Annotated in this window: 9 protein-coding genes; all 9 read left to right on the top strand. The window is 46.2% G+C overall.

Annotated elements, in window-relative coordinates:
- The coding region (locus AACR11_RS15270; protein WP_266099116.1) for an EF-Tu C-terminal domain-related protein at positions 1–484 on the top strand (484 nt) is incomplete at its 5' end.
- Between the two features lie 267 nt (positions 485–751).
- Entirely contained in the window at positions 752–1132 is a 381-nt protein-coding gene (gene secE, locus AACR11_RS15265; protein WP_005451121.1) for a preprotein translocase subunit SecE, read from the top strand.
- Positions 1133–1145: 13 nt separating this feature from the next.
- Positions 1146–1694 (top strand): transcription termination/antitermination protein NusG, encoded by a 549-nt coding sequence (gene nusG, locus AACR11_RS15260; RefSeq protein WP_005451123.1) that lies wholly within the window; start codon positions 1146–1148, stop codon positions 1692–1694.
- Positions 1695–1837: 143 nt separating this feature from the next.
- The gene (rplK, locus tag AACR11_RS15255) at positions 1838–2266 is read left to right on the top strand and encodes a 50S ribosomal protein L11 (RefSeq protein WP_005451125.1); all 429 of its coding nucleotides are present in this window, start codon (positions 1838–1840) and stop codon (positions 2264–2266) included.
- A gap of 4 nt (positions 2267–2270) precedes the next feature.
- A complete protein-coding gene (gene rplA, locus AACR11_RS15250; RefSeq protein ID WP_005384683.1) occupies positions 2271–2972 on the top strand; it encodes a 50S ribosomal protein L1 in 702 nt (233 codons plus the stop codon).
- A 293-nt stretch (positions 2973–3265) separates the two neighbouring features.
- Complete coding sequence (gene rplJ, locus AACR11_RS15245) at positions 3266–3760, top strand: 50S ribosomal protein L10 (RefSeq protein ID WP_005451126.1); 495 nt, start codon at positions 3266–3268, stop codon at positions 3758–3760.
- Positions 3761–3817: 57 nt separating this feature from the next.
- Positions 3818–4186, top strand: coding sequence for a 50S ribosomal protein L7/L12 (rplL, locus tag AACR11_RS15240; RefSeq protein WP_005433642.1), 369 nt, complete (start codon positions 3818–3820; stop codon positions 4184–4186).
- Positions 4187–4436: 250 nt separating this feature from the next.
- Positions 4437–8465: a DNA-directed RNA polymerase subunit beta gene (rpoB, locus tag AACR11_RS15235; RefSeq protein WP_005451129.1), complete on the top strand. Its 4029-nt coding sequence runs from the start codon at positions 4437–4439 to the stop codon at positions 8463–8465.
- 105 nt (positions 8466–8570) lie between these two features.
- A complete protein-coding gene (gene rpoC / locus AACR11_RS15230) occupies positions 8571–12773 on the top strand; it encodes a DNA-directed RNA polymerase subunit beta' (RefSeq protein WP_005451130.1) in 4203 nt (1400 codons plus the stop codon).
- Positions 12774–13066 lie beyond the last annotated feature (293 nt).

Raw genomic sequence — 13066 nt, 5'->3', positions numbered from 1 at the left:
TGGTATCCTAAACGTAGGTGACGAAGTTGCTATCGTTGGTATCAAAGAAACGACTACTACAACATGTACTGGTGTTGAGATGTTCCGTAAGCTTCTTGACGAAGGTCGTGCTGGTGAGAACGTTGGTGCACTTCTACGTGGTACTAAGCGTGATGAAGTTGAACGTGGTCAAGTACTAGCTAAGCCTGGTTCAATCACTCCACACACTAAGTTCGAGTCAGAAGTATACGTACTTTCTAAAGATGAAGGTGGTCGTCACACTCCATTCTTCAAAGGCTACCGTCCACAGTTCTACTTCCGTACAACTGACGTAACTGGTGACATCTCTCTACCAGAAGGCGTAGAAATGGTAATGCCAGGTGACAACATCCAAATGCAAGTTGAGCTAATCGCTCCTATCGCTATGGATGAAGGCCTACGTTTCGCTATCCGTGAAGGTGGCCGTACTGTAGGTGCTGGTGTTGTTGCTAAGATCTTCGACTAATTCTTAAAGAATTAAACGAATGTCTTCGGAAAATCTTGAATTAGATTTGACGAACCAGTAGCAAAAAGGGCATCATTTGATGCCCTTTTTCTGCACTCAACATTATTTTAGCTGTTTTCTTGTTCAGATTTTGGTTGAGAGCAGAGCAAGATTGGCCGGAGAGGCTTAATCTTAAGAGAGTAACGCTGATTTTTTCAGCGATATGGAGTTTGCCCTGCAACAGCGGGGTTGTTGTCGTCTATATTAAGACTTGTGACAGGTTGGTTTATGAAAGCAAATAATGCTGAAACTCCTGATAGCTCAAACGCAGCAGATACGTTTAAGTGGATTGCCGCTTTCGTATTAGCAGCGGCCGCTGTTGTGGGTAATTACCTGTATGGTGAAATGTCTGTAGTAGTTCGCGCTGCAGGCGTTGTTGTTCTAATTGCAGCTGCTCTTGGCGTTGCAGCAACAACGACTAAAGGTAAAGCAGCGATCAGTTTTGCAAAAGAATCTCGTATGGAAGTTCGTAAAGTTGTTTGGCCTACACGCCAAGAAACTATGCAAACAACACTGATCGTTTTAGCTGTAAGTATTGTAATGGCTCTAGCGCTATGGGGTATTGACGGCATCATGGTTCGTCTAGTAGCTCTAGCGACTGGGGTATAGAGGGTTTTAATTCATGAGTGAAGCTCCAAAAAAACGCTGGTATGTGGTTCAAGCCTTCTCTGGATTTGAAGGTCGTGTAGCTCAATCTCTTCGCGAGCATATCAAAATGCACAGCATGGAAGAGCTATTCGGTGAAGTACTGGTTCCTACTGAAGAAGTAGTGGAAATGCGCGCGGGTCAGCGTCGTAAATCTGAGCGTAAGTTCTTCCCAGGTTACGTCCTTGTTCAGATGATTATGAACGATGAATCATGGCACCTAGTACGCAGTGTGCCGCGTGTCATGGGCTTCATTGGTGGTACCTCAGACCGTCCAGCACCTATCACAGACAAAGAAGCTGATGCGATTCTTAATCGTCTTGAGAAAGCAAGTGAAGCTCCTCGTCCACGTACTATGTACGAAGCGGGCGAAGTGGTACGTGTTAATGAAGGTCCATTTGCTGACTTCAATGGTACTGTTGAAGAAGTGGATTACGAGAAGAGCCGCCTGAAAGTGTCTGTGTCGATCTTTGGTCGTGCAACACCAGTTGAGCTTGAATTTGGTCAGGTTGAAAAACTTGATTAAAAAAACACCTTTTTAAGGGTTGTCTAAGGCGCGAATTATGACTATAATTTCGCGCCTTTTTACTTCTGGTGAAGTAAAGAGTTTTTTCATTAAACGGGGAGCTGATCGATGATTAGCGTTTGTACCCAAACTTAGGAATTATCATGGCTAAGAAAGTTGAAGCTTACATCAAGCTACAAGTTGCAGCTGGTATGGCGAACCCAAGTCCACCAGTTGGTCCTGCACTAGGTCAACACGGTGTTAACATCATGGAATTCTGTAAAGCGTTCAACGCGAAAACAGAATCTCTAGAGAAAGGTCTACCTACTCCTGTTGTTATCACTGTATACAACGACCGTTCTTTCACGTTCGTAACTAAGACTCCACCTGCTGCTGTTCTTCTTAAGAAAGCTGCTGGCGTGAAGTCTGGTTCAGGTCGTCCAAACACTGAAAAAGTGGGTACTGTAACTGACGCTCAAATCCAAGAAATCGCAGAAACTAAAGCTGCTGATATGACTGGTGCTGACATCGAAGCAATGAAGCGTTCAATCGCTGGTACTGCTCGTTCAATGGGCCTAGTGGTAGAGGGTTAATAAGATGGCTAAACTAACTAAGCGCATGCGCGTAATCCGCGAAAAAGTTGACGTAACTAAAGAGTACGAAATCAACGAAGCTGTTGCTCTTCTTCAAGAACTAGCTACTGCTAAATTCGTAGAGTCTGTTGACGTTGCTGTTAACCTAGGCATCGATGCTCGTAAATCTGACCAGAACGTACGTGGTGCAACTGTACTACCTCACGGTACTGGCCGCGAAATCCGCGTTGCAGTGTTCACTCAAGGTGCAAACGCTGAAGCAGCTAAAGAAGCTGGCGCAGACATCGTTGGTATGGAAGATCTTGCTGAGCAAGTTAAGAAAGGCGAAATGAACTTCGACGTAGTTGTTGCTTCTCCTGATGCAATGCGCGTTGTAGGTCAACTAGGTACTATCCTAGGTCCTCGCGGTCTAATGCCAAACCCTAAAGTTGGTACTGTAACTCCTAACGTTGCTGAAGCGGTTAAGAACGCTAAAGCTGGTCAGGTTCGTTACCGTAACGACAAAAACGGCATCATCCACACTACTATCGGTAAAGCAAACTTCTCTGCTGAGCAGATCAAAGAGAACCTAGAAGCTCTTCTAGTTGCTCTGAAGAAAGCTAAGCCATCTTCAGCGAAAGGTACTTTCCTGAAGAAAGTAAGCATCTCTACTACTATGGGTGCTGGTGTTGCTGTTGATCAGGCTAGCCTGAACACTCAAGCATAATTTATTTGCTTAGGCGCAAAAATTGTGTATAATTTTGCGCCTAATATTTGTGGTTGGGGCTGAACATTGGTTCTTTGAACTGTCTCCTAGTTCGAAATGAATTAAGACCCAGTCTCCGTCCAAGACCGTAGGTGTTTGTTCTCAAAACAAACTTAATCATCCTACGTAGATGGTGCCCGAACTGACAGAAAGCTCTATGTAAATAGTTAACTTTCTTCTGGGAATGCACCTCAATAGCTCTCACTGTCGTGATGATAGTGAGTGGTGTAACGACAACCAGGAGTAAATCCAAGATGGCTTTAAACCTTCAAGACAAAAAAGCAATTGTTGCTCAAGTCAACGAAGCTGCCAGTGGTGCACTTTCTGCAGTTGTAGCTGATTCTCGTGGCGTTGAAGTTGGCGCGATGACTTCTCTACGTAAACAAGCTCGCGAAGCGGGTGTTTACATGAAAGTCGTGCGTAACACTCTAGCACGTCGTGCGGTTCAGGGTACAGACTACGAGTGTCTAACTGACACTTTCACTGGTCCTACTCTAATCGCGTTCTCTAACGAGCACCCAGGTGCTGCAGCGCGTCTTTTCAAAGACTTCGCTAAAGAGAACAAAGATTTCGAGATCAAAGCTGCTGCATTTGAAGGCGCTTTAACTGACGCTGAAGTACTAGCAACACTACCAACTTACGACGAAGCAATCGCACGCCTAATGATGTGCATGAAAGAAGCTTCTGCTGGCAAGCTGGTACGTACTATCGCTGCTATCCGCGATCAAAAAGAAGAAGCAGCGGCTTAAGCCTTGCTTTTTACTGGTTGCAAAATAAACTTATTGTTGACTTAAAAGAGAATTGTTATGTCTATTACTAACGAGCAAATCCTAGACGCAGTTGCAGAAATGTCTGTAATGCAAGTTGTTGAACTAATCGAAGCTATGGAAGAGAAATTCGGTGTATCTGCTGCTGCTGCAGTAGTTGCAGGTGGCGCAGCAGGCGGCGAAGCTGCAGCTGAGCAAACTGAATTTGACGTAATCCTAGAATCTGCTGGCGGCAACAAAGTTGCTGTAATCAAAGCAGTACGTGGCGCAACTGGCCTAGGTCTTAAAGAAGCTAAAGCTCTTGTAGACGGCGCTCCAGCACCTCTTAAAGAAGGTGTTGACAAAGCAGAAGCTGACGCACTTAAAGCTCAGCTAGAAGAAGCTGGTGCAACTGTTGCTGTTAAGTAATTATTGCATAGTTTCTTAGCCTAACGGCTAATTGGCTGGTGGTTTTTTAACCACCGGCCTTTTTGCGCTGTAGGGTATAGGCGAATTTTCCCGCTGTTTAAGCGCCTGTTCCCAAGCAAAAAACATTTCATTCCTACGCAATGAAATGTCACTACAGTAAACAGCTATTTAGTCACTGTCCCTTACCCCCCTTAAGTAACTAGGAGCGGGCGGACAGTTTGGGTCACTTATCAGCGAGCTGAGGAACCCCATGGTTTACTCTTATACCGAGAAAAAGCGCATCCGTAAGGACTTTGGTACTCGTCCACAAGTTTTGGACATTCCATACCTGCTATCGATCCAGCTCGATTCGTTCGACAAATTCATCGAACAGGATCCTGAAGGTCAATACGGTCTTGAAGCTGCTTTCCGTTCTGTATTCCCAATTCAGAGCTACAACGGCAATTCTGAGCTGCAATACGTTAGCTACCGTCTTGGTGAGCCAGTTTTTGACGTTAAAGAATGTCAAATCCGCGGTGTAACTTACTCAAAGCCACTACGCGTAAAACTACGTCTAGTAATCTTTGATAAAGACGCGCCAGCAGGTACTGTAAAAGACATTAAAGAACAAGAAGTCTACATGGGCGAAATTCCGCTTATGACAGACAATGGTACCTTCGTAATTAACGGTACCGAGAGGGTTATCGTATCCCAGCTGCACCGAAGCCCAGGCGTGTTCTTCGACAGCGATAAGGGTAAGACCCACTCTTCAGGTAAAGTTCTATACAACGCACGTGTTATTCCTTACCGTGGCTCATGGTTAGACTTTGAGTTCGACCCTAAGGATAACTTATACGTACGTATTGACCGCCGTCGTAAGCTACCAGCTTCGATCATCCTTCGTGCACTTGGTAAAACGTCAGAAGAAATCCTAGATATCTTCTTCGAAAAAGTGAACTTCGAAGTGAAAGACCAAACTCTACTAATGGAGTTGGTTCCTGATCGTCTACGTGGTGAAACTGCGTCATTCGACATCGAAGCGAACGGTAAAACTTACGTTGAGCAAGGTCGTCGTGTAACAGCTCGTCATATCCGCCAACTAGAGAAAGATGGCGTTGATCACATCGAAGTACCAGTTGAGTACATCGTTGGTAAAGTTGCATCGAAAGATTACGTCAACGAAGCAACAGGCGAGATCATTGTTAACGCTAACCAGGAAATCAGCCTGGAAGCTCTAGCGAACCTATCTCAGGCTGGCCACAAATCACTAGAAACGTTGTTCACCAACGATCTAGACCATGGTCCATTCATGTCAGAAACGCTACGCATCGACAGCACTGTTGATCGTATTTCTGCTTTGGTAGAAATCTACCGCATGATGCGCCCTGGTGAGCCACCAACAAAAGAAGCTGCAGAAGCACTATTCGAAAGCCTATTCTTCTCTGAAGAGCGTTACGATCTATCGACTGTTGGTCGTATGAAGTTCAACAGCTCTATCGGTCGTGAAGATGCTCAAGAGCAAGGCACACTTGACGAGCTAGATATCGTTGAAGTGATGAAGAAGCTTATCGCGATTCGTAACGGTAAAGGCGAAGTGGACGATATCGACCACCTAGGTAACCGTCGTATCCGCTCTGTAGGCGAAATGGCTGAGAACCAGTTCCGTGTAGGTCTAGTACGTGTTGAGCGTGCAGTTAAAGAGCGTCTAAGCCTAGGCGATCTTGACGCAATCATGCCTCAAGACTTGATCAACGCGAAACCAATCTCTGCAGCTGTTAAAGAATTCTTTGGCTCTTCACAACTTTCACAGTTCATGGACCAAAACAACCCGCTATCAGAAGTAACGCATAAGCGTCGTATTTCTGCATTGGGTCCTGGCGGTCTAACTCGTGAACGTGCTGGCTTCGAAGTACGTGACGTACATGTAACTCACTACGGTCGTCTATGTCCTATCGAAACGCCGGAAGGTCCAAACATCGGTCTGATCAACTCTCTATCTGCGTTTGCGCGTTGTAACGAGTACGGTTTCCTAGAGACACCATACCGTCGCGTTGTAGATGGCATTGTAACAGACGAAGTAGATTACCTATCTGCAATCGAAGAAGGTCAATTCGTTATCGCACAGGCTAATGCTGCGTTAACTGAAGAAGGCGGTTTTGCAGATGAGCTGATCACAGCTCGTCAAAAAGGTGAATCTGGTCTACACCCTCGTGAGCACGCTCAGTACATGGACGTTGCGACAAACCAGGTTGTATCTATCGCTGCATCGCTTATCCCGTTCCTAGAACACGATGATGCGAACCGTGCATTGATGGGTGCGAACATGCAACGTCAGGCAGTTCCAACACTGAAAGCTGACAAACCGCTTGTTGGTACTGGTATTGAACGTAACGTAGCAGTTGACTCAGGTGTAACTGCAGTTGCTAAACGTGGTGGTGTAATCCAGTCTGTAGATGCTTCTCGTATCGTTGTTAAAGTGAACGAAGAAGAGCTAGTACCAGGTGAAGCTGGTATCGACATCTACAACCTGACTAAATACACACGTTCTAACCAGAACACATGTATTAACCAGCGCCCATGTGTGATGCCAGGTGAACCTGTATCACGCGGTGACGTTCTTGCTGATGGTCCTTCAACAGACCTTGGTGAACTAGCGCTTGGTCAAAACATGCGTATCGCGTTCATGCCTTGGAATGGTTACAACTTCGAAGACTCGATCTTAGTATCTGAGCGCGTAGTTCAAGAAGACCGTTTCACGACTATCCACATCCAAGAACTTACTTGTGTGGCGCGTGATACTAAGCTTGGTTCTGAAGAGATCACAGCTGATATTCCAAACGTAGGTGAGTCTGCTCTGTCTAAACTAGACGAGTCAGGTATCGTTTACATCGGTGCAGAAGTTAAGGGTGGCGACATCCTAGTTGGTAAAGTTACACCTAAAGGTGAAACTCAGCTAACGCCTGAAGAGAAGCTACTACGTGCAATCTTCGGTGAAAAAGCATCTGACGTTAAAGATACTTCACTACGTGTACCTAACTCTGTATCAGGTACGATCATCGACGTTCAAGTCTTCACTCGCGATGGCGTAGAGAAAGACAAGCGTGCGCTTGAAATCGAACAAATGCAGCTTAAAGAAGCGAAGAAAGACCTAACTGAAGAATTCCAGATTCTTGAGGGTGGCCTTCTAAACCGTGTTAAAGCTGTACTGATTGAAGGTGGTTACTCTGAAGCGAAACTAGACACAACTGATCGTAAGAAGTGGCTAGAACTAACGCTAGAAGATGACGCTCTACAAACTCAGCTAGAACAACTAGCAGAGCAGTGGGACGAGCTAAAAGCTGACTTCGATAAGAAATTCGAAACTAAGCGTCGCAAGATCACTCAAGGTGATGATCTAGCACCTGGCGTACTGAAGATCGTTAAGGTTTACCTAGCGGTTAAACGTCGCATTCAGCCTGGTGATAAGATGGCGGGTCGTCACGGTAACAAGGGTGTAATCTCTAAGATTAACCCTGTTGAAGACATGCCATACGATGAGAAAGGTCAGCCTGTAGACATCGTACTTAACCCACTGGGTGTACCTTCGCGTATGAACATCGGTCAGATCCTAGAAGTACACTTAGGTCTGGCAGCGAAAGGTATTGGTGACAAGATCAACCAGATGGTTAAAGAGCAGCAAGAACTAGCGAAATTCCGCGAGTTCCTACAAAAAGTTTACGATCTAGGCGAGACTCGCCAGAAAGTAGATATTGCTTCTCTATCTGATGACGAAGTTCGTACTCTGATCAAGAACCTACGTGGCGGTCTACCAATCGCGACTCCAGTATTTGACGGTGCACCAGAAGCGTCTATTAAAGCGCTACTGAAACTAGCAGACCTACCAGAATCTGGTCAGCTAAAACTGTTTGATGGTCGCACAGGTGACCAGTTTGAGCGCCCTGTAACAGTAGGTTACATGTACATGCTGAAACTGAACCACCTTGTTGATGACAAGATGCACGCTCGTTCAACTGGTTCGTACAGCCTAGTAACTCAGCAGCCACTTGGTGGTAAAGCTCAGTTCGGTGGTCAGCGTTTCGGTGAGATGGAAGTATGGGCACTAGAAGCATACGGTGCGGCTTACACTCTACAAGAAATGCTAACGGTTAAGTCGGATGACGTTAACGGCCGTACTAAGATGTACAAAAACATCGTAGACGGTAACCACAGCATGGAACCTGGTATGCCAGAATCGTTCAACGTACTGTTGAAAGAGATTCGCTCGCTAGGTATCAACATCGAGCTAGAAGACGAAGAGTAATCTCTTTCTCTCTTGACTAAGGTTGAGAGAATCTAAAGCGATTATTTGGTAGAAGGTGCTCACTTTAGCGAGTGAGCTCCTTTTAACTCCTTACAGGAGCTGATTGTGAAAGACTTATTAAACTTTCTAAAAGCACAGCATAAGACCGAAGAATTTGATGCAATCAAAATCGGTCTATCTTCACCAGACATGATCCGTTCATGGTCTTTCGGTGAAGTTAAAAAACCTGAAACGATCAACTATCGTACGTTCAAACCTGAACGCGATGGTCTGTTCTGTGCGCGTATCTTTGGTCCAGTTAAAGACTACGAGTGTCTTTGTGGTAAGTACAAGCGCTTGAAGCACCGTGGTGTTATCTGTGAGAAGTGTGGTGTAGAAGTTACACAAACTAAAGTTCGTCGTGACCGTATGGGCCACATCGAGCTTGCTTCACCAGTAGCTCACATCTGGTTCCTAAAATCGCTACCGTCTCGTATCGGTCTACTAATGGATATCCCTCTACGTGATATCGAACGTGTTCTTTACTTCGAAATGTACGTAGTAACTGAGCCGGGTATGACTGATCTAGAAAAAGGTCAGATGCTTACGGAAGAAGAGTATCTAGACCGTCTAGAAGAGTGGGGCGACGAGTTCACTGCTAAGATGGGTGCAGAAGCTATCAAGGACCTACTAGGTTCTATGGACATGCACGCTGAAGCAGAACAAATGCGCGAAGAGCTAGAAACTACTAACTCTGAAACTAAGCGTAAGAAAGTAACTAAGCGTCTGAAGCTGGTAGAAGCGTTCATCGCATCTGGTAACAACCCAGAGTGGATGATCCTGACTGTACTTCCAGTACTTCCGCCAGATCTGCGTCCTCTAGTACCACTAGATGGCGGTCGTTTTGCGACTTCTGATCTAAACGACCTATACCGTCGTGTGATCAACCGTAACAACCGTTTGAAGCGTCTTCTAGAGCTAGCAGCTCCGGACATCATCGTACGTAACGAAAAACGTATGCTGCAAGAGTCTGTTGATGCGCTACTAGACAACGGTCGTCGTGGTCGTGCGATCACTGGTTCTAACAAGCGTCCTCTGAAATCTCTTGCTGATATGATCAAGGGTAAGCAAGGTCGTTTCCGTCAGAACCTTCTAGGTAAACGTGTAGACTACTCTGGTCGTTCTGTAATCACAGTAGGTCCATACCTTCGTCTACACCAGTGTGGTCTTCCTAAGAAGATGGCACTTGAGCTATTCAAACCATTCATCTACAGCAAGCTAGAGACTCGCGGTCTTGCGACTACAATCAAAGCTGCTAAGAAAATGGTAGAGCGTGAAGAAGCGGTAGTTTGGGATATCCTAGACGAAGTAATCCGTGAACACCCAGTACTATTGAACCGTGCACCTACACTTCACCGTCTAGGTATCCAGGCGTTCGAACCAGTACTAATCGAAGGTAAAGCGATCCAGCTACACCCACTAGTGTGTGCGGCGTACAACGCGGACTTCGATGGTGACCAAATGGCGGTTCACGTACCTCTAACTCTAGAGGCACAGCTTGAAGCTCGTACTCTGATGATGTCGACAAACAACATTCTGTCGCCAGCGTCAGGTGATCCGATCATCGTACCTTCTCAGGACGTTGTATTGGGTCTGTACTACATGACTCGTGACAAGATCAACGTGAAAGGTGAAGGCATGTACCTTTCTGGCCCAGCAGAGGCTGAGAAAGCATACCGCACTAAGCAAGCTGAACTTCACGCACGCGTTAAAGTACGTATTACAGAAACAGTTGTAGACGAAGACGGCAACAGCACAACAGAGACTAAGATGGTTGATACAACTATCGGTCGTGCAATGCTATGGCAAATCGTGCCAGCTGGTCTACCGTACAGCATCGTTAACCAAAAGCTAGGTAAGAAGCAAATCTCGAACCTACTAAACGAGGCGTACCGTAAACTAGGTCTGAAAGACACTGTAATCTTCGCTGACCAAATCATGTACACAGGTTTCGCATACGCGGCACTATCTGGTGTATCTGTTGGTATCGACGATATGGTTGTACCGCCAGCTAAGTACACTGAAATCGCAGAAGCGGAAGAAGAAGTACGTGAAATCCAGGAACAATACCAATCTGGTCTTGTTACTGCGGGCGAACGATACAACAAAGTTATCGATATCTGGGCATCGACCAACGATCGCGTAGCGAAAGCGATGATGGCAAACCTTTCATCTGAAACGGTAGTTAACCGTGACGGTGAAGAAGAGCAACAAGAATCGTTTAACAGCATCTACATGATGGCTGACTCGGGTGCTCGTGGTTCTGCAGCTCAGATTCGTCAGCTAGCGGGTATGCGTGGTCTGATGGCGCGTCCAGATGGTTCAATCATCGAAACGCCGATCACAGCGAACTTTAAAGAAGGTCTAAACGTACTTCAGTACTTTATCTCAACGCACGGTGCTCGTAAGGGTCTTGCGGATACGGCACTGAAAACAGCGAACTCGGGTTACCTAACTCGTCGTCTAGTAGACGTTGCTCAAGATGTTGTTGTAACTGAACATGACTGTGGCACTCACGAGGGTGTTGACATGATGCCTCACATCGAGGGTGGTGATGTTAAAGTTGCACTAACTGAGCTAGCGCTAGGTCGTGTAGTAGCTGAAGACGTTCTTAAGCCAGGTACAGAAGATGTTCTGATCCCACGTAACACTCTAATTGATGAGAAGTGGTGTCAGATCATGGAAGAGAACTCAGTAGACAGCATGAAAGTGCGCTCTGTAGTTACTTGTGATTCTGACTTCGGTTGTTGTGCACAGTGTTACGGTCGTGACCTAGCACGTGGTCACCTAGTGAACCAAGGTGAAGCAGTTGGTGTAATCGCTGCTCAGTCTATCGGTGAACCGGGTACACAGCTTACGATGCGTACGTTCCACATCGGTGGTGCGGCATCTACTGCAGCAGCAGAGAACAGCATCCAAGCGAAGACAACTGGTACAGTTAAACTGCACAACGCTAAGTTCGTAATCAACAAAGATAAGAAGCTGGTAATCACGTCTCGTGCATCTGAGCTAACTATCATTGATGAATTCGGTCGTACTAAAGAGAAGCACAAACTTCCTTACGGTTCGATGCTGAGCAAAGGCGACAACGACGCAGTAACAGCTGGTGAAGTTGTTGCTAACTGGGAAGCGCACACCATGCCAATCATCACTGAAGTGGCAGGTCGCATCCAGTTCGTAGACATGATCGACGGTGTTACAGTTTCTCGTCAAACAGATGACCTAACAGGTCTATCTTCAAGCGAAGTAACTGATCCAGCAGCTCGCCCAGCAGCAGGTAAAGATATGCGTCCAGCTATCAAACTTGTTGATGAGCAAGGTAACGACGTAATGATCCCTGGTACAGAAATGCCAGCTCACTACTTCCTACCTGGTAAAGCGATTGTAAACATCGAAGATGGCGCTGAAGTTGGCATTGGTGACACACTATCTCGTATCCCTCAGAAATCTGGCGGTAACAAAGATATCACCGGTGGTCTACCACGCGTAGCTGACCTATTCGAAGCTCGTAAGCCTAAAGAGCCTGCGATCCTTGCTGAGCACACCGGTACTGTGAGCTTCGGTAAAGAAACGAAAGGTAAGCGTCGTCTAGTTATCACTCGCGACAGCGGTGATACTTACGAAGAGATGATTCCTAAGCATCGTCAGTTGAACGTATTTGAAGGTGAGCGTGTTGAACGTGGTGACGTGATCGCAGATGGTCCAGAGTCTCCACATGACATTCTACGTCTACGTGGCGTACACGCTGTAACTCAGTACATCGCTAACGAAGTACAAGAAGTTTACCGTCTACAAGGCGTTAAGATTAACGATAAGCACATCGAGACTATCGTTCGTCAAATGCTACGTAAGTGTACAATTACTCACGCTGGTGACTCTGAGTTCCTACCTGGCGAGCAAGTTGAATACTCACAAGTTAAGATTTCTAACCGTAACCTAGAAGCTGAAGGCAAAGAGCCAGCACGTTTCGAGCGTGAGCTACTAGGTATCACTAAGGCATCTCTAGCGACTGAGTCATTCATCTCTGCGGCATCGTTCCAGGAGACAACTCGCGTACTAACAGAAGCTGCGGTTTCTGGTAAGCGTGATGACCTACGTGGTCTGAAAGAGAACGTAATTGTTGGTCGTCTGATCCCAGCTGGTACTGGTTTCGCATACCACCAAGATCGTCAAGCTAAACGTGCTGAAGCGCAAGAAGGTCCATCTGCTGAACAAGCAACAGATAACCTAGCTGCACTTCTAAACGCAGGCTTCTCTTCTGACGAGTAATCGTTAAGAGCTTAAAAGAAAAGGCACCCTCGGGTGCCTTTTTTGTTTTTGGGAGCAAAGGTTAGAACGCTACGCTTCGAGATGTAGGTATGCTTCGTTTACGGAATCGAGAGGTGTGCCTTTGGAGAACCGTGAAAGTGATTGACGAAGAGGGCGTTGACTGGATTTATCCCTAGAAAGATAAAATAGAAGCGAATCCCGAAAAACAAAAAGGGTTGACGTGCACACGCCAACCCTTAAGAATTTTCTCGCTTCTCGCTTCTCGCTTCTCGCTTCTCGCTTCTCGCTTCTCG

It is taken from the genome of Vibrio sp. L85, assembly GCF_963871815.1.
Taxonomy (GTDB): Bacteria; Pseudomonadota; Gammaproteobacteria; order Enterobacterales; family Vibrionaceae; genus Vibrio; species Vibrio harveyi.
This window is presented reverse-complemented; position numbering and strand designations above follow the sequence as displayed.

Bases quoted from the DNA above. Each gene is read 5' to 3' on its own strand.
- rplA (WP_005384683.1), top strand. From the start codon at position 2,271: ATGGCTAAACTAACTAAGCGCATGCGCGTAATCCGCGAAAAAGTTGAC.
- rpoB (WP_005451129.1), top strand. From the start codon at position 4,437: ATGGTTTACTCTTATACCGAGAAAAAGCGCATCCGTAAGGACTTTGGT.
- rplL (WP_005433642.1), top strand. From the start codon at position 3,818: ATGTCTATTACTAACGAGCAAATCCTAGACGCAGTTGCAGAAATGTCT.
- rplK (WP_005451125.1), top strand. From the start codon at position 1,838: ATGGCTAAGAAAGTTGAAGCTTACATCAAGCTACAAGTTGCAGCTGGT.
- secE (WP_005451121.1), top strand. From the start codon at position 752: ATGAAAGCAAATAATGCTGAAACTCCTGATAGCTCAAACGCAGCAGAT.
- nusG (WP_005451123.1), top strand. From the start codon at position 1,146: ATGAGTGAAGCTCCAAAAAAACGCTGGTATGTGGTTCAAGCCTTCTCT.
- rplJ (WP_005451126.1), top strand. From the start codon at position 3,266: ATGGCTTTAAACCTTCAAGACAAAAAAGCAATTGTTGCTCAAGTCAAC.